At 73.8% G+C, this 18,534-nt stretch carries 20 protein-coding genes; 6 read left to right on the top strand and 14 right to left on the bottom strand.

Annotated features, from left to right (window positions below):
- Positions 1-50 precede the first annotated feature (50 nt).
- On the bottom strand, positions 51-2,852 hold the full coding sequence (locus tag LWJ43_RS25090) for a helix-turn-helix transcriptional regulator (RefSeq protein WP_462100909.1): 2,802 nt from the start codon (positions 2,850-2,852) through the stop codon (positions 51-53).
- 160 nt (positions 2,853-3,012) lie between these two features.
- Between LWJ43_RS25090 and LWJ43_RS25085 the strand changes: the two genes are divergently transcribed.
- Positions 3,013-3,786 (top strand): alpha/beta fold hydrolase, encoded by a 774-nt coding sequence (locus tag LWJ43_RS25085; RefSeq protein ID WP_277334467.1) that lies wholly within the window; start codon positions 3,013-3,015, stop codon positions 3,784-3,786.
- A 100-nt stretch (positions 3,787-3,886) separates the two neighbouring features.
- On the opposite strand, the gene bdeA is transcribed toward LWJ43_RS25085, so the two are convergent.
- From bdeA to hisD, 9 genes are all read right to left on the bottom strand, one after another.
- The gene (bdeA, locus tag LWJ43_RS25080) at positions 3,887-4,819 is read right to left on the bottom strand and encodes a bis(hydroxyethyl) terephthalate hydrolase (protein WP_277334466.1); all 933 of its coding nucleotides are present in this window, start codon (positions 4,817-4,819) and stop codon (positions 3,887-3,889) included.
- Between the two features lie 186 nt (positions 4,820-5,005).
- Positions 5,006-5,761, bottom strand: coding sequence for an imidazole glycerol phosphate synthase subunit HisF (gene hisF / locus LWJ43_RS25075; protein WP_277334465.1), 756 nt, complete (start codon positions 5,759-5,761; stop codon positions 5,006-5,008).
- Entirely contained in the window at positions 5,758-6,156 is a 399-nt protein-coding gene (locus tag LWJ43_RS25070) for a RidA family protein (protein WP_277334464.1), read from the bottom strand. Before LWJ43_RS25070 ends, hisF begins: the two co-directional genes overlap by 4 nt.
- The gene (priA, locus tag LWJ43_RS25065; RefSeq protein ID WP_014156785.1) at positions 6,153-6,878 is read right to left on the bottom strand and encodes a bifunctional 1-(5-phosphoribosyl)-5-((5-phosphoribosylamino)methylideneamino)imidazole-4-carboxamide isomerase/phosphoribosylanthranilate isomerase PriA; all 726 of its coding nucleotides are present in this window, start codon (positions 6,876-6,878) and stop codon (positions 6,153-6,155) included. Before priA ends, LWJ43_RS25070 begins: the two co-directional genes overlap by 4 nt.
- Positions 6,878-7,519 (bottom strand): imidazole glycerol phosphate synthase subunit HisH, encoded by a 642-nt coding sequence (gene hisH, locus LWJ43_RS25060; protein ID WP_277334463.1) that lies wholly within the window; start codon positions 7,517-7,519, stop codon positions 6,878-6,880. The genes priA and hisH overlap by 1 nt, the downstream gene beginning before the upstream one ends.
- Before the next feature lie 9 nt (positions 7,520-7,528).
- Entirely contained in the window at positions 7,529-7,696 is a 168-nt protein-coding gene (locus tag LWJ43_RS25055) for a hypothetical protein (RefSeq protein WP_205019585.1), read from the bottom strand.
- Positions 7,693-8,295 carry an imidazoleglycerol-phosphate dehydratase HisB gene (gene hisB / locus LWJ43_RS25050; RefSeq protein WP_145802202.1) on the bottom strand — a complete coding sequence of 201 codons (603 nt, stop codon included), beginning with the start codon at positions 8,293-8,295 and terminating at the stop codon, positions 7,693-7,695. The genes LWJ43_RS25055 and hisB overlap by 4 nt, the downstream gene beginning before the upstream one ends.
- Positions 8,292-9,419 carry a histidinol-phosphate transaminase gene (locus LWJ43_RS25045; RefSeq protein WP_277334462.1) on the bottom strand — a complete coding sequence of 376 codons (1,128 nt, stop codon included), beginning with the start codon at positions 9,417-9,419 and terminating at the stop codon, positions 8,292-8,294. Before LWJ43_RS25045 ends, hisB begins: the two co-directional genes overlap by 4 nt.
- A complete protein-coding gene (gene hisD / locus LWJ43_RS25040) occupies positions 9,416-10,738 on the bottom strand; it encodes a histidinol dehydrogenase (RefSeq protein ID WP_277334461.1) in 1,323 nt (440 codons plus the stop codon). The genes LWJ43_RS25045 and hisD overlap by 4 nt, the downstream gene beginning before the upstream one ends.
- Before the next feature lie 159 nt (positions 10,739-10,897).
- Here hisD and LWJ43_RS25035 point away from each other — a divergent pair, with 159 nt between their 5' ends.
- The 5 genes from LWJ43_RS25035 to LWJ43_RS25015 all read left to right on the top strand — a co-directional run bounded on the left by LWJ43_RS25035 (position 10,898) and on the right by LWJ43_RS25015 (position 15,492).
- On the top strand, positions 10,898-12,499 hold the full coding sequence (locus LWJ43_RS25035; RefSeq protein WP_277334460.1) for an oxidoreductase: 1,602 nt from the start codon (positions 10,898-10,900) through the stop codon (positions 12,497-12,499).
- 222 nt (positions 12,500-12,721) lie between these two features.
- Entirely contained in the window at positions 12,722-13,756 is a 1,035-nt protein-coding gene (locus tag LWJ43_RS25030; RefSeq protein ID WP_277334459.1) for a hypothetical protein, read from the top strand.
- Positions 13,757-13,767: 11 nt separating this feature from the next.
- Positions 13,768-14,544, top strand: a complete 777-nt coding sequence (locus LWJ43_RS25025; RefSeq protein ID WP_277334458.1) for an LON peptidase substrate-binding domain-containing protein — start codon at positions 13,768-13,770, stop codon at positions 14,542-14,544.
- A 16-nt stretch (positions 14,545-14,560) separates the two neighbouring features.
- The gene (gene ybaK, locus LWJ43_RS25020) at positions 14,561-15,061 is read left to right on the top strand and encodes a Cys-tRNA(Pro) deacylase (RefSeq protein WP_277334457.1); all 501 of its coding nucleotides are present in this window, start codon (positions 14,561-14,563) and stop codon (positions 15,059-15,061) included.
- A 20-nt stretch (positions 15,062-15,081) separates the two neighbouring features.
- The gene (locus LWJ43_RS25015; RefSeq protein ID WP_277334456.1) at positions 15,082-15,492 is read left to right on the top strand and encodes a TraR/DksA family transcriptional regulator; all 411 of its coding nucleotides are present in this window, start codon (positions 15,082-15,084) and stop codon (positions 15,490-15,492) included.
- 43 nt (positions 15,493-15,535) lie between these two features.
- On the opposite strand, the gene LWJ43_RS25010 is transcribed toward LWJ43_RS25015, so the two are convergent.
- The 4 genes from LWJ43_RS25010 to LWJ43_RS24995 form a co-directional block, all read right to left on the bottom strand.
- Positions 15,536-15,733: a hypothetical protein gene (locus tag LWJ43_RS25010; protein ID WP_277336076.1), complete on the bottom strand. Its 198-nt coding sequence runs from the start codon at positions 15,731-15,733 to the stop codon at positions 15,536-15,538.
- An 82-nt stretch (positions 15,734-15,815) separates the two neighbouring features.
- A complete protein-coding gene (locus LWJ43_RS25005) occupies positions 15,816-16,580 on the bottom strand; it encodes an ABC transporter permease (RefSeq protein ID WP_277334455.1) in 765 nt (254 codons plus the stop codon).
- 34 nt (positions 16,581-16,614) lie between these two features.
- Positions 16,615-17,463, bottom strand: coding sequence for an ABC transporter permease (locus LWJ43_RS25000; RefSeq protein ID WP_277334454.1), 849 nt, complete (start codon positions 17,461-17,463; stop codon positions 16,615-16,617).
- A 55-nt stretch (positions 17,464-17,518) separates the two neighbouring features.
- Positions 17,519-18,502 (bottom strand): ABC transporter ATP-binding protein, encoded by a 984-nt coding sequence (locus tag LWJ43_RS24995; protein ID WP_277335981.1) that lies wholly within the window; start codon positions 18,500-18,502, stop codon positions 17,519-17,521.
- Between the last annotated feature and the right edge of the window lie 32 nt (positions 18,503-18,534).

Below are 18,534 nucleotides of genomic sequence, written 5' to 3'. Positions count from 1 at the left end.
ACACCGATTGGTCCTGACGACCGCAGAATGGCATACCGCCCGGTCGGTACCTAGAGGTCTGCGCGGTTCTTCTCATCACGGTCCTGCAACCTCGCCCTGCCCCCGCGGTCCAGCAGCCGTGCGAGCTCGGTCCGGGACCGGACGCCGAGGGCGGCGAAGACGTTGCGGAGGTGGTGGTCGACGGTGCGCGGGCTCACCGAGAGCCGCACCGCCACCTCACGGTTGGTGGCGCCCTCGGCGACGCAGCGGGCGATCCGCTGCTGCTGCGGGGTGAGTCCGGCCAGCGGGCCCGGACCGTTCCGGCCGGGCGCGTCCACCGCCTCCCCGGCGGCCCGCAGTTCCCCTCCGGCCCGCGCGGCCCAGACCCGGGCGGAGCAGCGTTCGAACGCGACCAGTGCGTCCCGCAGGGGACCGCGGGCCTCGCGGGTACGGCGCAGACGGCGCAGCAGTTGGCCCTGGAGCAGCCGGGTGCGGGCGCGCTCGAAGTCGCCGCCCGCGCGGTCGTGGTGGGCCAGCGCCTCCTCGTACCGGGCGGCGGCCTCCTCGCCGGGCGCCAGCAGAGCGCGGCAGCGGGCCAGCTGGGCACGGACCTGGGGGTCCGTCGTCCGTGCGGACCACAGGGCGAACTCCTGCACCGCGAGGTCGAGTTCAGCGGCACCTTCGCCGGCGCGGCCGGAGAGCACCATGGCCTCGACGTAGCAGGGCACGGCGAGCATCCGGGTGGCGAAGTGTCCCGTCCCCGGCCCCGGCCTGACCAGCGGGCCGAGCCTGGCCGCCGCCTCGCCGGGCCGACCGCCCGCCAGGTCGGCACGGGCGACCGCCCAGGTGGCGAGCATGGCCGCCTGGGTCAGGCCGTGCGGCCCCGCCCCGGCCAGCGCCGCGTCGGCGTGCGCCACGCACGCCTCGGCCGGCCCTTCGACCGAGGCGGCGAGCGCGAGCACGGCGTGCAGATGGGTCGCGGAGTTCCGCTGGCCGGTACGGCGGGCGGCGTGCAGCCCTTCCAGGGCGTGGGCCCGGGCCCTGGCGTGCTGCCCGGAGCGCAGCTCGGCGTACGCGAGTTGCTCCAGGGCGTGCGGCAGCAGGGCCTCCGGCCCCCGGGTGCGTACGACGGCGAGGGCGCGTGCCCCGGCCCGGCAGGCGGCGTCGACCTCCCCGAGCACCAGGGCACAGGCGCCGGCCCGCAGGAGCTCGGCGGCGTCCTCCGCGCGGTCGGCGGAGTCGAGGCAGCACCGCAGGAGGGCGTGGCCCCGGTCGGGGTGCCCGGCGAGCACGGCGCACATCCCGGCGCGGTACTGCGCCATGGGCCGGTCGGCGGCGGCGACGGGGATGCGGTTCATGGCGTCCAGGTACGCGATGGCGTCCCCCATGTCCCAGGCCGCCTCGGCGGCGCCGAACAGGGCGTCGAGGGTGCGGCGCGGGTCGTGCGGGGCCAGCAGTTCCGCCGCGGTCAGGAGCGCCTCGCGGGCGTCGGCGGCCGGTCCGTCCCGGAGCGCGAGCATGCCGCGCACGTAGGGGGCGGCGCCCCCGGCGAGGTGGGGGCCGACGCGGGCCAGCATGGCGCGGGCCCGGCCGGTGTCGCCGGCCAGCCGCGCCTGTTCGGCGGCGGCGGTGAACCGTGCGGCGCGCAGCGTGTCGTCGGTGGAGAGCGCGGCGGCCCGGGCCAGCGCGGCCGAGCGTTCGCCGTGCGGGCGCGGGGCGGTGGCCGCCTCCTCCAGCTGTTCGGCGAGGGCGGCGTCCGGTCCGGGGGCGGCGCAGGCGCGCTGGACGAGTGCGGGCAGCGGCGCCGGCCCGGGGCCGCCGAGCAGTCCGGCGAGCAGTTCGTGCACGGCGCGGCGGCGGCCGGGGGGCGCCCGGTGCAGGACCGCCCGGCGCAGCAGCGGGTGGCTGAAGTGCACGCGGCTCCCCGCGCGCTGGAGGGCCCCGGCGCTCCCGGCCGGCGCGAAGAGCACCCGGTCGAGATGGGCGGTGGAGAGCCCGGCCCGGGCGCCCGCCCGCAGCAGCAGGGCCGCGTCGGAGCCGGCCCCGTCGGGCTCGTGCTCCTCCGCGGCGGCGGCCAGCAGGAGCAGGGTGTGCGCGTCGGGGGACAGCCCCTCCAGGTGTGCGGCATGGGCGTCGAGGACGCTCTCGCCCCCGGGGAGGGGGTACGGCAGTGAGGTCCGCCCGGCCAGCTGGCCCGGGGTGAGCCGGCCGGCCAGTCCGGCCAGCAGACGTGGGTTTCCGGCCGCTTCCCGCAGCAGTTCGGCGCGTACGACGGGGTCGATGTCGGCCGTGCCCTCGGTGAGCCGGTCCAGGAGTGCGGTCGCCGCGTCGTCGTCCAGCGGGCCGAGGCGCAGGGCGGGCAGTCCGGCGAAGGCGGTCTCGTCCGCCGCGCCGATCAGCACCGCGACCCGGCTGCCCGCGCCGAGTCTGCGGGCGGCGAAGCCGAGCGCGGCCCGGGAGTCCGGGTCCCAGGCATGGGCGTCGTCCACGCAGACCAGCAGGGGCTGCCGGGCGCCCAGGGCGCGCATGAGCGCGAGCAGGGCGCCGGGGGCGATCCCGGTGCGCAGGATCGTGTCGGGCGCGAGGGGCAGCGGGCCGGGGGCGGAACAGAGCAGGGCGTGGAGCCCGCTGTAGGGCAGTCGCTGTTCGGTGGGGGCCGCGGAGGCGTACAGCACGGGGCCGCCGTGCACTCCGAGGTAGCGGGCGGCGGCCTGGCGCAGCAGGGCGGTACGGCCGAGGCCGGGCGGCGCGGTCAGCACGAGGGCTCCGCCCTCCCCCGCCCTCAGCCGCCCCAACAGGGCTTCCAGGATGGCGATTTCACCGCTGCGGCCGTACAGCCGGAGCGGACTGTGCACGGTCGTCGATGAGGTCACACTTTCACGTTACTTCCGCGTAAACAGCGTCGGAAGGCTCGCGTCCGCTCCCCGTTCCCGGTCGGCCCGGACCGGTGCGGGCTCCCAACGGAACGGCGTGCGCGCTGTGCCGGGGCACAGTCCGGGCCCGTTCCGCGGAGGCCGCCCGTAACGTCGGTGCATGACTGACGAATTGCGTACACACGACGGTTTGACCCTGCGTTACTGGTCCTGGTCGCGGAACCCGGACGGCGCCCTGCCGCCGGTGGTGCTGCTGCACGGCTTCGCCGCTGACGCCCGGCTGAACTGGGAGGGCCCGGGCGTCGTCGAGGCGCTCGTGGCGCGGGGCCGCCGGGTGTACGCCCTGGACGCGCGCGGCCACGGCGCGTCGGACCGGCCGCACGACGACGCGCACTACGGCGAGTCGCTGATGGCCGGTGACGTGCGTCTGCTCGTCGACCGGATCGGCGCGGACCACGTGCACGTCGCGGGCTATTCCATGGGTGCCGTGGTGGCGGTCCTGGCCGCGGCGCGGGACAGCCGGATCAGTCGTCTGGTGGCCGGGGGGATCGGCGCGGGCGCGGTCGAGGTGGGCGGCCTGGACACCAGGGTGATGCCTCCCGAGCTGGTCTCGGCGGCGCTCATGGCCGAGGACGCGGCGGACGCCCCCGAGCGGACCCGTGCCTTCCGGGTGCTGGCCGACGCGGCGGGCGGTGACCGGCCGGCGCTGGCCGCGCAGATACGGTCCGTGCACCGGGACGCGCTGCCGCTGGACCGGATCACGGTCCCGACGCTCGTGCTCGCCGGTGCGGACGACCCCCTCGCGACCCGGCCCGAGGTGCTGGCCTCGGCCATCGCGGGGGCGGAGCTGACCGTGCTGCCGGGCGACCATCTGACGGTCGTGCGCGACCCCGGATTCGCCGGTGCCATCGCCTCGTTCCTGGGTCGGGACTGAGCGGCGGGCTCCGTGCGGCGCAGCGGGCCGGACCGACGGAGGGCCGACCGGCGGAGGGCCGGACCGCGGTACGCGCGGCCCGGCCCCGGCTCCCCCGTGGTCAGGAGGTGTGCGGGCAGTTGCCCCTGTACTCGGCGATCGTGAGGCTCGTCGACGGCAGCGGGCACAGGAACTGCTCGTAGCGGGTGTCGTTGTCGATGAACCGCTTCAGCCACGAGATGCTGTACTTCGCGATCGTCGTGTTCGACGTGTTCGGCGTGAAGTGGGTGGCACCACGGAGCTCCAGGTACGCCTTGTCCAGCGAACTCGGCAGGGAGTTGTAGAACGGCTCCGAATGCGTGGCCACCGGAGCGACGGTGTCACCGTCCGCCCCGATGACCAGGGTCGGAGTCCGCACCTCGGGCCAGGTCTTGTCCGTGTTCCAGCCCGTCAGCGGGATCGCCGCCTGCAGCGACGGACGGTCCTTCGCCGCCTCCAGCGTGCCGCCACCGCCCATCGAATGACCCATCACACCCAGCCGCGAGGAGTCGATCCGGCTCCGCACCGAACTGCTGCCGGTGAGGTAGTCCAGCGCCGCGAGCAACTGGTCACCACGACTGGCCGGCTGGTCCGACGTCGTGTTGGTGTCGATCGTGAACACCACGAAGCCCTGCGACGCCAGACGCGGACCCAGCCACGCGATGCTCGACTGGTAGGCCGTGAAGCCGGGCGCGATCACGACGGCGCCGAACGTCCCGTCCGAGGTGGACGTCGGGTAGTAGACCGTGCCGCCGCCGAACCCTCTGACGCTCAGTGAGGACACGGTCGTCTGCGACGTGGCGTACGAGCCACGGCTGGCCTCGATGCTCGCGTTGCTCGGCGCGGGCCCGCGCTCGTACGGGTTGTCGGCGGCCTGCGCGCCCGGGACCAGCGCGGTGACCAGACCTGCGGTGGCGGCCGCGGCCGCGACGCCCAGCCTGACGGTGCGGGAGCGGCTCCTCGACATCCGGTGGCGGCGTGGGGAGCTGTCGTCTGAGGGGAGGTGCTGCTGCACGAGGGGGGATCCTCTCGGTTGTGGCGAACCACACCGCGGCAGCCGGAGGCCCGTCGTCCGGTCCTTCGGGGGAGCACCGCGTGGGTGGCGCCGTCAGTTGCTGACGGCGCCACTCTGGCGGCGTGTCCTCCGCACGGACATCGGCGAGATCGCCGGTCTTCCGTACGGCTGTCTCCCTGACCGGGATCAGCGGACGGGGTGCCCCGCCTCGCGCAGAGCGCCCTTGACCTCGGAGATCCGCAGGTCACCGAAGTGGAAGACCGACGCGGCGAGGACCGCGTCGGCGCCCGCGCCGACGGCCGGCGGGAAGTCCGCGAGCCGGCCGGCGCCACCGGAGGCGATGACGGGGACGGTGACGTGGGCCCGCACGGCCTTGATCATCTCGGTGTCGTAGCCGTCCTTGGTGCCGTCGGCGTCCATCGAGTTGAGCAGGATCTCGCCCGCTCCGAGGTCGGCCGCGCGGTGCGCCCACTCCACCGCGTCGATGCCGGTGCCCCTGCGGCCGCCGTGGGTCGTCACCTCGAAGGTGCCCTCGGGGGTGCGCCGGGCGTCGACGGAGAGCACGAGCACCTGGCGCCCGAAGCGTTCGGCGATCTCGCGGATGAGTTCGGGGCGGGCGATGGCGGCGGTGTTGACCCCGACCTTGTCGGCCCCTGCGCGCAGCAGCTTGTCGACGTCGTCGGGGGTGCGGACCCCGCCGCCGACGGTGAGCGGGATGAACACCTGCTCGGCGGTGCGGCGCACCACGTCGTACGTCGTCTCGCGGTCACCGCTGGAGGCGGTGATGTCGAGGAACGTCAACTCGTCGGCGCCCTCGGCGTCGTAGAGCTTCGCCATCTCGACGGGGTCGCCCGCGTCGCGCAGGTTCTGGAAGTTGACGCCCTTGACGACGCGGCCCTTGTCGACGTCCAGGCACGGGATGACCCGTACGGCGAGGGTCATCGCTCACCCGCCCGGTAGGCCTCGACCTCGACCTCGACGACCAGGGAGGGGTCGACGAAGCCGGACACGATGATCATGGAGGCGGCGGGTCGGACGTCGTCGAAGAGCTCCTTGTGGGCGCGGCCCACCTCGTCGACGTCCCGGGCGTGCGTGATGTACATCCGGGTGCGGACGACGTCCTCGCGGCCGATCCCGACCTGCTTGAGGGCGTCGAAGGCGACCCGGAAGGAGGCGACGGCCTGCTCGTACGGGCTGCCCGCCACGATCTGGCCGTCGACCACGGAGGTGCAGCCGGAGACCAGGACGAGGCCGGTGGGGAGCTCCACGGCACGGGAGTAGCCGAACTTCTCCTCCCAGGGGGCGCCCGAGGAGACGCGGCGCACGGAGTCGGTCATGCGGCGACCGCCTTGAGGGCCTCTTCGAGGGTGAACGCCTCCGCGTACAGCGCCTTGCCGACGATCGCTCCCTCGACGCCTTCCGGGACGAGCAGGGAGATCGCGCGCAGGTCCGCGAGCGAGGAGACCCCGCCGGAGGCGACGACGGGCTTGTCGGTGGCGGCGCAGACGTCGCGCAGGAGGGCCAGGTTGGGGCCCTGGAGCGTGCCGTCCTTGGCGATGTCGGTCACGACGTAGCGGGCGCAGCCCTCGGAGTCGAGGCGGGCGAGCGTCTCGTAGAGGTCGCCGCCGTCGCGGGTCCAGCCGCGGCCGCGCAGCGTCGTGCCCCGGACGTCGAGGCCGACGGCGATCTTGTCGCCGTGCTCGGCGATGACCTTGGCGACCCACTCGGGGGTCTCCAAGGCGGCGGTGCCGAGGTTGACCCGGCGGCAGCCGGTGGCGAGGGCGGCGGCGAGCGAGGCGTCGTCGCGGATGCCTCCGGAGAGCTCGACCTTGATGTCCATGGCGCCGGCCACCTCTGCGATCAGCGCGCGGTTGTCGCCGGTGCCGAAGGCGGCGTCCAGGTCCACGAGGTGCAGCCACTCGGCGCCGGAGCGCTGCCAGGCGAGGGCCGCCTCCAGCGGGGAGCCGTAGGAGGTCTCGGAGCCGGATTCGCCGTGCACGAGGCGGACGGCCTGTCCGTCGCGTACGTCTACGGCGGGGAGCAGTTCAAGCTTCGGCATTACAGCGTCTCGATCCAGTTGGTCAGCAGCTGGGCGCCGGCATCGCCGGACTTCTCGGGGTGGAACTGGGTGGCCCACAGCGCGCCGTTCTCGACGGCGGCCACGAACCGCTCTCCGTGCGTGGCCCAAGTGACCTTGGGGGCGCGGATCTTGTCGTTGGTCACTTCGAGGGACCAGTCGTGCGCCGCGTAGGAGTGCACGAAGTAGTAACGCGCCTCGGCGTCCAGGCCCGCGAAGAGCTGGGAGCCCTCGGGTGGCTCGACGGTGTTCCAGCCCATGTGCGGCACGACGTCGGCCTGCAGCGGTCCGACGGTGCCGGGCCACTCGTCGAGGCCTTCCGTCTCGACGCCGTGCTCGATGCCGCGCTCGAACAGGATCTGCATCCCGACGCAGATGCCCATGACGGGCCGGCCGCCGGACAGCCTGCGGCCGATGATCCATTCGCCGCGCGCCTTCTTCAGGCCCGCCATGCAGGCGGAGAAGGCGCCGACGCCGGGGACGAGCAGCCCGTCGGCGTTCATCGCGGTGTCGAAGTCGCGGGTGATCTCCACGTCCCCGCCGACGTGGGCGAGGGCCCGCTCGGCGGACCGTACGTTGCCGAAGCCGTAGTCGAAGACGACGATCTTCTTCTTGTCGCTCACAGTGCTACCTCAGTTCCAGAGTCCCTGGATCCGCATGATGCCCGCCACCAGGCACATCACGGAGCCGATCCCGAGGAGCACGACGACGCCCTTGGGCATGCCCTGCTTCCAGAAGGAGTAGACCCCGCCGGCCAGGAAGAGGCCGACGAGGATCAGAACGGTGTTGAGGCCGGTCACAGGGCGCCCTTCGTGGACGGGAGGATGCCGGCCGCGCGCGGGTCGTGCTCGCTGGCGTACCGCAGGGCGCGGGCCAGCGCCTTGAACTGGCACTCCACGATGTGGTGGGCGTTGCGGCCGTACGGGACGTGCACGTGCAGGGCGATCTGCGCCTGGGCCACGAAGGACTCCAGGATGTGCCGGGTCATCGTGGTGTCGTACTCGCCGATCATCGGCGCCATCTTCTCCGGCTCGGTGTGCACCAGGTAGGGGCGGCCGGAGAGGTCGACGGTGACCTGGGCGAGCGACTCGTCCAGCGGGACGGTGCAGTTGCCGAAGCGGTAGATCCCGACCTTGTCGCCGAGCGCCTGCCTGAAGGCGGCACCGAGCGCGAGGGCGGTGTCCTCGATGGTGTGGTGCGAGTCGATGTGCAGGTCGCCCTCGGTCTTGACCGTGAGGTCGAAGAGCCCGTGGCGGCCGAGCTGGTCGAGCATGTGGTCGTAGAAGCCCACCCCGGTCGAGACGTCGACCTTGCCGGTGCCGTCGAGGTTGATCTCGACGAGCACGGAGGTCTCCTTGGTGGTCCGCTCCACTCTTCCTACGCGGGCCTCGCGAGTCATGCGTCGTGCTCCTTCTTCAGTCCGCGCACCGCATCGAGGAACGCGTCGTTCTCTGCCGGGGTTCCCGCGGAGACCCGCAGCCATCCCGGTACGCCGTTGTCCCGGACCAGGACGCCCCGGTCGAGGATCCGCCGCCAGGCGGTGTGGCTGTCGGCGAAGCGGCCGAACTGGACGAAGTTGGCGTCCGAGTCGGTGACGGCGAAGCCGAGCTCCCGCAGTCCGTCGACCAGCCGGTCACGCTCGCTCTTGAGCTGCGCGACGTACCCGAGCAGCGTATCGGTGTGCTCCAGGGCGGCGAGCGCGGTGGCCTGGGTGACGGAGGACAGGTGGTACGGCAGGCGCACCAGCTGGACGGCGTCGACGACGGCCGGGGCCGCCGCGAGGTAGCCGAGACGCAGGCCGGCGGCGCCGAAGGCCTTCGACATGGTGCGGGAGAGCACCAGGTGGGGGCGTCCCTCGATGAGCGGGAGCAGCGAGGGGTGGTGGCTGAACTCGCCGTACGCCTCGTCGACGACGACCATCGAGGGCCGGGCGGCCTGGGCGGCGTCGTACAGGGCGACGACGGTGTCCGCGTCCACGGCGGTGCCGGTGGGGTTGTTGGGCGAGGTGATGAAGACGACCTCGGGCCGGTGTTCGGCGATCGCCTTCTTCGCGGCCTCCACGTCGATGGTGAAGTCCTCGTTGCGCGGTCCGGAGATCCAGCCGGTGCCCGTGCCGCGTGCGATGAGGGCGTGCATGGAGTACGAGGGCTCGAAGCCGATCGCGGTGCGCCCGGGGCCGCCGAAGGTCTGCAGCAGCTGCTGGAGGACCTCGTTGGAGCCGTTGGCCGCCCACACGTTGGCGGCGGCGACCTCGTGCCCGGCGGTGCGGGTGAGGTAGCGGGCGAGCTCGGTGCGGAGTTCGACGGCGTCGCGGTCGGGGTAGCGGTTGAGGTCGCGGGCGGCTTCGCGGACCCGCTCGGCGATGCGGTCGACGAGCGCGTCGGGCAGCGGGTACGGGTTCTCGTTGGTGTTCAGCCGGACGGGTACGTCGAGCTGGGGCGCGCCGTACGGGGACTGGCCGCGCAGTTCGTCGCGGATCGGGAGCGCGTCCCACGCGTTCGGGGGGGTGCTGCTGTTCGTCACGCCTGCGGAACCTTCCAGCCGAACCTGGCCTTGAGCGCGGCGCCGTGGGCGGGGAGGTCCTCCGCCTCGGCGAGGGTCACCACGTGGTGGGTGACCTCGGCGAGCGCGTCGCGGGTGTAGTCGACGACGTGGATGCCGCGCAGGAAGGACTGCACGGACAGGCCCGAGGAGTGGCAGGCGCAGCCGCCGGTGGGCAGGACGTGGTTGGAGCCGGCGCAGTAGTCGCCGAGGGAGACGGGCGACCAGGGGCCGACGAAGACCGCTCCGGCGTTGCGGACCCGGTCGGCGACGGCCGCGGCGTTCTCCGTCTGGATCTCCAGGTGTTCGGCGGCGTACGCGTCGACGACCTTGAGGCCGTCCTCCAGGTCGTTGACCAGGACGATCGCGGACTGACGGCCGGCCAGAGCCGGTTCGATCCGGTCGGTGACGTGCCGGGTCGCGGCGACCTGCGGCTTCAGCTCGGCCTCGGTGGCGGCGGCGAGCTCCTCGGAGTCGGTGACGAGCACCGCGGCGGCCATCGGGTCGTGCTCGGCCTGGCTGATCAGGTCGGCGGCGACGTGCACCGGGTCGGCGCTCGCGTCGGCGAGGATCGCGATCTCGGTGGGGCCGGCCTCGGCGTCGATGCCGACGCGGCCCTTGAGGAGGCGCTTGGCGGCGGCGACGTAGATGTTGCCGGGGCCGGTGACGAGGTTCACGGGGAGGCAGTCCTCGGTGCCGTACGCGAACATCGCGACGGCCTGGGAGCCGCCGGCGGCGTACACCTCGTCGACGCCGAGGAGGGCGCAGGCCGCGAGGATCGTGGGGTGCGGCAGGCCGCCGAACTCCTTCTGCGGCGGGGACGCGACGGCGATGCCCTCGACGCCGGCCTCCTGGGCGGGGACGACGTTCATGACGACGGACGAGGGGTAGACCGAGCGTCCGCCGGGGACGTAGAGCCCGACGCGCTCCACGGGCACCCACTTCTCGGTGACCGTGCCGCCGGGGACGACCTGGGTGGTGTGGGTCGTACGGCGCTGGGCGCGGTGGACGAGGCGGGCGCGGCGGATGGACTCCTCCAGGGCGGCGCGCACGGCGGGGTCGAGCGTCTCCAGGGCGCCGGTGATCGCGTCGGCGGGCACCCGGATCGAGTCGAGGCGGACGCCGTCGAACTTCTCCCCCCAGTCGATCACTGCCGCCGAGCCACGATGGCGTACGTCCTCGCAGATGGGCCGCACCGTCTCCAGGGCGGCTTCCACGTCGAACTCGGCACGGGGCAGCAGGTCGCGCAGGTCGCCGCCCTCGGGGAGGGCGGTGCCGCGCAGATCGATTCGAGAGATCACACCGCAATTCTCTCAGACCGGATACGGCGTCCGGTCGCCCGTATCACTGGCTGATACATGTCCCGGCTGTCACTGCTGACCGTTAGCTTTCGCACGGTCACACAGAGGGAAGAACGAAGGTACGGGCGCGGGGTGATCCGCGCGTGTGGAGGTGACGTGGTGACGGAACCGCAGGACGGCGAGATCCCCGACGGGCTGAGCGCCGCGGAACTGGGCATGTGGCAGTCCTTCCGGAACGGCACCACCTACGATCTGCGGGCGCACGACCCGGTGCGCGACGATCCGTTCGCCCCGCACAGCTGGGGTCCGGAGCGGAGCGTCGGCGCCCGGACGGTGGCGCGGCTGCTGCTCAGCGGGCCGGCGGCGCGGCCGGGGCGGGTGGCCGCGCTGAAGCTCCGGGGCGTGCGCATCACGGGCAAGCTGGATCTGGCCGGCGGGCGTGTCTCGCCGTACGTGGAGCTCACGGGCTGCCGCTTCGAGCAGGAGGTGGTGCTGCCCGAGTGCCATTTCACGACGTTGCGGATGGTGGGCTGCGCGGTGCCGAGACTGGAGGCGGCCCGGCTGCACACGGAGGGCGATCTGCATCTGCCGCGCTGCCGGGTCGAGCGCGGGATCCGGCTGACCGACGCCCAGATCGGGACGGACCTGCTGATCAACCAGATCCGCGTCGGCCCCGACCGCCGGGGCCGTGCCTTCGTGGGCGACGGGATGTCGGTGGCGCAGGACCTCCAGGCCGAGATGATCGAGACGCTCGGCGAGCTGAGTCTGCGCGGGGCGAAGGTCGGCGGTTCGCTGAGCCTGCGGGGCAGCCGGCTGCGCGCCACGGACGGGCGGCGGGCCCTGAACGCCCCGCAGCTGAGTGTGGAGCGCACGTTGTACATGACGGAGGCCTGGGTGAGCATCGACACGGGGAACCAGGGCACCACTCCCCCGTTCGGTGTCGCGCGCGGCGGCGGCCCGGCGCGCGGGACGCGTGCGCAGGCCTTCGAGTGCCGGGGCGCGGTGCGGCTCGACGACGGGCGGTTCGGTGACGCGGTGGACCTGCACAAGGCCCGCTTCGTGCTCGCCGACCGCGAGGAGCTGTCGCTGCGCCGGATCGTCACCCCCGAGCTGAGGTTCAACGCGGAGCGGCCGCGGGAGGGCCGGGTCGTCCTGAACGGCGCGAAGGTCGTGACGCTGATCGACGTGTCGACCAGCTGGCCCGGGCCGGGCGGTCTGGCCATGGGCGGCTTCGTGTACGAGAACCTCGTCCCGTACGGCCACTTCCCGCTGTCGCGACGCCTGGAGTGGGTGCTGGCCGCGACCCCGGAGTACGTCCCCGAGCCGTACGAGCGCCTCGCCGCGGTGCTCCGCAGCTGCGGTGAGGACGCGGACGCCCGCGAGGTACTGCTGGCCAAGCAGCGGCGGCGGCGCGAGACGCTGCCGCCCGCGGGGCGGATCTGGGGCTATCTCCAGGACTGGGCGGTGGCGTACGGCTACCGGCCGGGGCGGGCCCTGGTCTGGATGGCGGTGCTGTGGGCGGCGGGCGCGGTGGCCTTCTCGCAGTACCGCCCGGAGTCGATCAAGGGGGACGAGCATCCGCAGTGGAACCCCTCGCTGTACGCGCTGGACCTGCTGGTGCCGGTGATCGATCTCGGGCAGGACGGCTACTGGCTGCTGGAGGGGGGCTGGCAGTGGGTGGCGGCGGCGCTCGTGCTGCTGGGGTGGATATTGGCCACGACGGTGGCGGCGGGAGCGTCCCGGCTCCTGCGGCGCGGCTGACCCGAGGCCGGCGCGCCACCCGTCCGGTTCCCTGTCGGCACACTGGTCGAAAGGCCGGTCGAGGTCCGGCAGGGCGGACGGGATCCGGCGACGGGACGGTCGGATTCGAGCCGCTCACGGCCGCTTCCTTTGCCTTTTCTTGACCTCGCCCAGGGCAACCCTTCCACTCGCTACAGAAGCTTCACAGGGCTCCTCTGGCGCCGCCCCCACCTGGGCTTTTCAATGGTCTGCACCATGGCTTTCCTCCGTGCACTGCTGAGTTCCGCGCGCACGTTCCGGTACGGCCCCGGGCTGTCGGCCGGGTTGCCGGCGGACGACGCGGTGCTGCTCGACGCCCCCGACGCGTGGCTCTCCCCGGCGCTGGTGGCGGCGGCGCTGGGTGAGTTCGAACCCGCGGCCAAGCTCCTCGCCACCACCCGGGACGCGGCCGACTGGGAGACGCGCGACCGCACGCTGGCCAGGCTGGTCGCCTTCGCGCACGGCCGCGACGACTGGCTCACCGGCTGGCTGGCCGCCGCCCCGCGGGATCCGGACGCGCTGCTGGTCAAGGCCGCGCTGGCGGTGCGCCGCGCCTGGGCGTCCCCCGCCCACTCCGAGCTGCTGCGCGAGGTGGGCCCGCTGATCACGGCGGCGGCGGAGGCCGACCTCCGTGATCCGGTCCCGTGGCGGCTCGCGCTCGACCACGCCCGCGGCACGCACGCCCCGCACACGGTCTTCGAGTCGCTGTGGGAGCAGGCGGTACGCCGCTGCCCCCACCACTACGGCAGCCACGTCGCCGCGCTGCGGTACCTCTCGGCCGAGTGGTACGGCTCCCACCGCGAGTGCTTCGACTTCGCCGAGCGGGCGGCCGAGGACGCCGCAGGGGACTCCTTCGTGCAGGCGTTGCCCGTGCGGGCGGCGTTCGCCCTGCTGCGGGACGAGGAGGCCGCCGCCCGGGCGAACTCCGTGCAGGCCGACCGGGTCGACGCCGCCGCCGACCTCGCGATCGGTCTCTCGGCCGGATTCCCCGCCGGTGACCCCTGGCCCGCGGAGGTCCGCAACCTCCTCGCCTACGTCCTGGCGGCCAGGGGCCGCACGACCGAGGCCCTGGAGCAGTTCCGGCTGATCGGGCCCTGTGCGACCTCGTTCCCGTGGGCTTCGGTGACCGGGGACGCGCTCGGGGGATTCCTCGACGCGCGGGCGGACGTCCGGCTCCGGGTGGCCTCTTCCACACCTCTGTGCGGGAGGCCGGAACACGGCGGGCGCCGCGGCCATTAGGCTTGGCCGCTGTGACCACCGCTCGCCTGCCCCTCTTCCCGCTGAACGCGGTGCTGTTCCCCGGCCTCGTGCTGCCGCTCAACGTCTTCGAGGAGCGCTATCGCGCCATGATGCGCGGGCTGCTCGAGATCGACGAGGACGAGCCGCGCCGCTTCGTGGTGGTCGCGATCCGCGACGGCCGCGAGACCGCCCCCACGGCGACCGGGATGCCGGACACCGTGGCCTCCGCGCCTCCCGCCGAGCGGGCCCCGGCCGACGGCTTCGGGCCGGATCCCGTCCAGACCTTCCACCGGGTCGGCTGCGTCGCGGACGCGGCGAAGATCCGTGAGCGCGCCGACGGCAGCTACGAGGTCCTGGCGACCGGCACCACACGGGTCCGCCTGCTCTCCGTCGACGCGAGCGGTCCGTTCCTGACCGCCGAGGTCGAGGAGCTGCCCGAGGACCCGGGAGCCGCCGAGGGCGAGGACACGGCCACGGACGAGGCGGGAGCCCTGGCCGAGGGCGTCCTGCGTGCCTTCCGCAGCTACCAGAAGCGGCTCGCGGGAGCGAGCGAGCGTTCGCTGACGACCGGCGCGGATCTGCCGGACGACCCTTCCGTCGTCTCGTACCTGGTGGCCGCCGCCGCCGTCCTCGACATCCCGTCGAAGCAGCGGCTGCTCCAGGCCCCGGACACCGCGACCCGGCTGCGCGAGGAGCTGGCGCTCCTGCGCAAGGAGACCGCCGTCATCCGGCACCTGCCCTCGCTGCCCGCGGTCGACCTGACCCGCGACCCCACGCACCCCAACTGATCCGAGGACCTGCCCGGTGGCGAAGAAGTCCAGGAAGCAGCAGCCCGGCGGTACCCCGGCCACGGTCGCGCTGACCACGGCCGGCACCGCGTTCACGGTGCACTCGTACGACCACGATCCCGCCTCCCCCTCCTACGGCGAGGAGGCGGCCGAGGCACTCGGGGTGTCCGCCGACCGGGTGTTCAAGACCCTGGTCGCGGACGTCGACGGCGAACTGGTCGTCGCGGTCGTGCCGGTCGCGGGATCGCTGGACCTGAAGGCGCTGGCCTCGGCGGTGGGCGGCAAGCGGGCGGCCATGGCGGACCCGGCGGCGGCGGAGCGCACCACGGGGTACGTGAGGGGCGGCATCTCCCCCTTGGGCCAGCGCAGACGCCTCCGTACGGTGCTGGACGCGTCGGCCGGTTCGCATTCCACGATCTGCGTCTCGGCGGGCCGTCGCGGTCTGGAGGTCGAACTCTCCCCGTCCGACCTGGCGTCGCTGACGGAGGCGTCCCTGGCCCCGATCGGCCGGGCGTAGCGGAGCCCACAGGGCCCGGAATGCGGACCTCGGGTGAGGCCGTTGTCGCAGAGGTGAACACCTTCTACCCCACCGCGGGCGACCGTGCCTCCGTCCGCGGACGGCTGGACGCGGAACGCCGCGACACGGAATCCCGTATCGCGGCGCTGCACGGTGACTTCGACGCGATCGTCGAGGCGAACGCGCTGGTGGCGGTCGACGACGAGCACGATCCGGAGGGGGCGAGCACCGCCTTCGAGCGGGCTCACGTCGCCTCTCTGCTGGCTCGGGCGCGGGACCACCTCGCCGAGGTGGACCGGGCGCTTGAGCGGCTGGAGCGGGGCGACTACGGCCGCTGCGAGCGGTGCCGTGAGCCGATCCCACCGGGCCGTCTGGAGGTGCGTCCGGCGGCGACGGCCTGTGTGCGGTGCGCCACGGGCGCGGACCGCTGATCCTGGCCGCGCCGGTCCGGAAGAGCCTCTCCCCAGGCGTCCTTCAGTGTTTGAAGGCGTCCTTCGACTTCTCCTTGGTGTCCCGGCCCTTGCCCCGGGCCTCCAGCGCCGCGCCCTTGGCCGCCGTGGTCTCGTCACCCACCGCGTGGGCCACCTTGCGGACGGCCTTGCCGACGATCTGCTCGGTCTTGGCCTTGGTCTTCTCTCCGGCACTCATGTCGGTCCTTTCGTCGGTGCTCATCCACGCACCTGCCCTGGGCGACGCCGCGGAAACACACCGGCTACCACCGGCAGGGGGATGCCGGCCGCGGAGGACGGCCCGCTCAGGCGGAGGGCCGCGACGGACCCTGGCCGGTCCCGTCCGCAGGACCGTCCCCGGCCTCCGGTCCACCGGCGTGACCGGGCGCCGGACTCCCGCCGCCGCCGGACGCCTGCCCGGGCGCGCTGCCGGGCCCCTCGTCCTGCGTCCCGTACGGGAAGGCCCACTCCGGCTCGGGGTCCCGCGGCCCGAAGAGGGCCGTCAGGCCCAGGTGGACGATCATCGCAGCGATGGGCCAGGCCAGCACCGCCGCCCCGACCGCGTGCAGCTTCAGCGGCGCGTCGAAGGTGACTCCCTTGCCGACCTCCTTGGCATGGGCCACCACGTCGGACGTCGGCCCGAGCCAGGTACCGAGCCCCCACGCCAGCAGGGAACCGAGCAGCCCGCCCAGGGCGAGGCCCACCACCAGCGGGATGCCGCCGCGACGGCGGAGGAGGAAGACCGCGGCCGCCGAGACGAGACCGAAGGCGAGCGCCAGGAGCACGAAGGTGCCGTCGGCGCCTATGGCCTCCTCGCCCTCGCTGTTCTTGAGGAACACGGCGGTGTCGTCGGAGACGAGCGGTACGCGCGGCGCCAGCCACACCCAGAGGAGCCCGAGGAGGACTCCCGCGACCGTCAGGACCGCGGCGGTCAACGCGCCCTGCCGGAGTTCGGCCCGCCGTTCCTCAGCGTCCGGATCCTTGCCGGGCACGACGTGCGACCCGGACGGCGGGGCCTGCCACGGGTCGTTCGGCTGGGGCTGGTGCGGCGGCGTCAACGGTGCGGTCACGGTGCCATCGTGCCAGGCCGCCGCGATCACTGCCTCACCGGACCGCCGCACGCCGGTACGCCCAGGTGGCCACGGCCAGCGAGAGCACACCGACCGCCGCGCAGACCGCGAGGTCGAGGGCCACGACCGCCCAGTCGGGGTGGGCGTCGAAGGACCGGGACAGCGCCTCGACGCCGTAGGTCGACGGCAGCAGGTCACGTGCCCATCCGACGGGTCCGGGCAGCCGCTCGGCCGGGAGCACCCCGAGGAGCAGCGCGGCGGACATGCCCAGCTGTCCGAGCAGCGTCGCCAGCTCCTGCCGGGGCGCCAGCAGTCCCAGGGCGGCACCCAGCCCGGAGAGCGCGGCTCCGGAGAGCGGGATGACGGCGACGAGCACCCACAGATGCGTCATCGGAAGTCCGAACAGCGCGCTGCCCGCCACCGCCGTGACGATCGTGCCGGGCACGGTGAACGAGGCGTACGCCCCCGCCGCCCCCAGCACCACCGCGGCGGGCGGCACCGGCAGCGTCGCGTAGTGGTCGAGCCCGCCGCCCGCCCGGAGCTGGCCGAAGTACTGGGCGAGCAGATTGAGCGCCACGAACGCCACGACCAGCACGCTGGACCCGGCGACGACGGCCCGCGCCTCCGAACCGCCGTCGACGACCCCGCGCATCAGCACCATGATCCCGACGGACTGGAACGTCGCGACGAAGAGCAGTGGGATCCGCGCGACCCTCGCCCGGGACAGCTGGGCCCGGTACACGGCGGCGAGCGACGGCAGCAGCCTGGCCCTCGGCGCGAGCGCGGCGGGGGCGGTGCGGGCGGCCCGTACGGCTGCACTCGCGCCGGGGGCCCGGCCCTTCGGCGCCGTCTTCGCGGACTCGGTGGGAACGATGCTCGTCACCTGGCCGTGCTCCCGTTCGTCTCCGACACGTATCCCGACACGTTCACCGTCCTGATCACGCCTTCACCAGTCCCTCGGTGGCCCTGGCCGCGTCCCCGCCGAGCGCCAGGTAGACGTCCTCGAGGCTGGGGGTGGCCAGCGTGAAGTCGTCGAGCGAGGAGAAGGCGGCCCCGCCGGTCACCGCGGCCACGGCGGCCCGTGCCTCGTCGGGGCAGAGCCGCAGTACCCACCTGCGCCCCGATTCCTGGGCGGACTCGCGGAGCGCGGCCACCTCCGGGACGTCCAGCGGCGCCCTCTCGCGCCACACCAGCTCGACCCGCACCTCGCCGGCCACCTGTTCCTTGAGCCCTGCCGGGGTGTCGCAGGCGATCACCCTGCCGCCCTCCATGACGGCCACCCGGTCCAGGACCGTCTCCGCCTCGATGACGTTGTGGGTCACGAGCAGCACCGTCGCCCCGTGCTCGGCCCGCCGCCGGTCGACGGCGGACCAGACGGAGCGCCGGGCGACGGGATCCATCCCGGTCGTCGGCTCGTCGAGGACCAGGACGGGGCGTTCCCCGACGAGCGTCGCGGCGAAGCAGGCGAGGCGGCGCTGTCCGCCCGAGAGCTTCTTGATGGGACGCCCGGCGAGCCCGGTGAGGCCGAGCTCCTCCAGTACGTCGTCGCGGGCGGCGCGCGCCGCCCGCACCGGCAGGCCCCGCAGGCGCCCGGTGGTCTCCGCGGCGAGCGACACCGTCAGTTCGTCGAGGGCGGTGGACACCTGGCCGAGGTAGCCGATGAGCCGGGAGGCCCGCTCGGGATGGCGTACGAGATCGTGTCCCAGCACCTCGACGCTTCCGGAGTCGGGACGCATCAGTCCGGTGAGCTGGCGTACGAGGGTGGACTTGCCCGCGCCGTTGGGTCCGAGCAGCCCGAAGATCTCTCCGCGCCGGACGTCGAGGCGGACACCGTCGGTGGCGCGCACCTCCGGGGTGGCGGGGCGGCCGCGCCGGCCGCGCACGGCGGGGTAGGTCTTGACCAGGTCACGCACCGCGCACACGGTGCCGGTCTCCGCCTGTGCTGCGCCCGTAG

Source organism: Streptomyces sp. JH34, from assembly GCF_029428875.1.
Classification (GTDB): Bacteria; Actinomycetota; Actinomycetes; order Streptomycetales; family Streptomycetaceae; genus Streptomyces.
The sequence above is the reverse complement of the archived record's forward strand: the minus strand, read 5'-3'. Positions and strand labels throughout refer to the sequence as shown.

Bases quoted from the DNA above. Each gene is read 5' to 3' on its own strand.
- LWJ43_RS25085 (WP_277334467.1), top strand. From the start codon at position 3,013: ATGACTGACGAATTGCGTACACACGACGGTTTGACCCTGCGTTACTGG.
- hisF (WP_277334465.1), bottom strand. From the start codon at position 5,761: ATGACCCTCGCCGTACGGGTCATCCCGTGCCTGGACGTCGACAAGGGC.
- hisB (WP_145802202.1), bottom strand. From the start codon at position 8,295: ATGACTCGCGAGGCCCGCGTAGGAAGAGTGGAGCGGACCACCAAGGAG.
- LWJ43_RS25015 (WP_277334456.1), top strand. From the start codon at position 15,082: ATGCGGACCTCGGGTGAGGCCGTTGTCGCAGAGGTGAACACCTTCTAC.
- LWJ43_RS25030 (WP_277334459.1), top strand. From the start codon at position 12,722: ATGGTCTGCACCATGGCTTTCCTCCGTGCACTGCTGAGTTCCGCGCGC.
- priA (WP_014156785.1), bottom strand. From the start codon at position 6,878: ATGCCGAAGCTTGAACTGCTCCCCGCCGTAGACGTACGCGACGGACAG.
- LWJ43_RS25010 (WP_277336076.1), bottom strand. From the start codon at position 15,733: ATGAGCACCGACGAAAGGACCGACATGAGTGCCGGAGAGAAGACCAAG.
- LWJ43_RS25070 (WP_277334464.1), bottom strand. From the start codon at position 6,156: ATGACCGACTCCGTGCGCCGCGTCTCCTCGGGCGCCCCCTGGGAGGAG.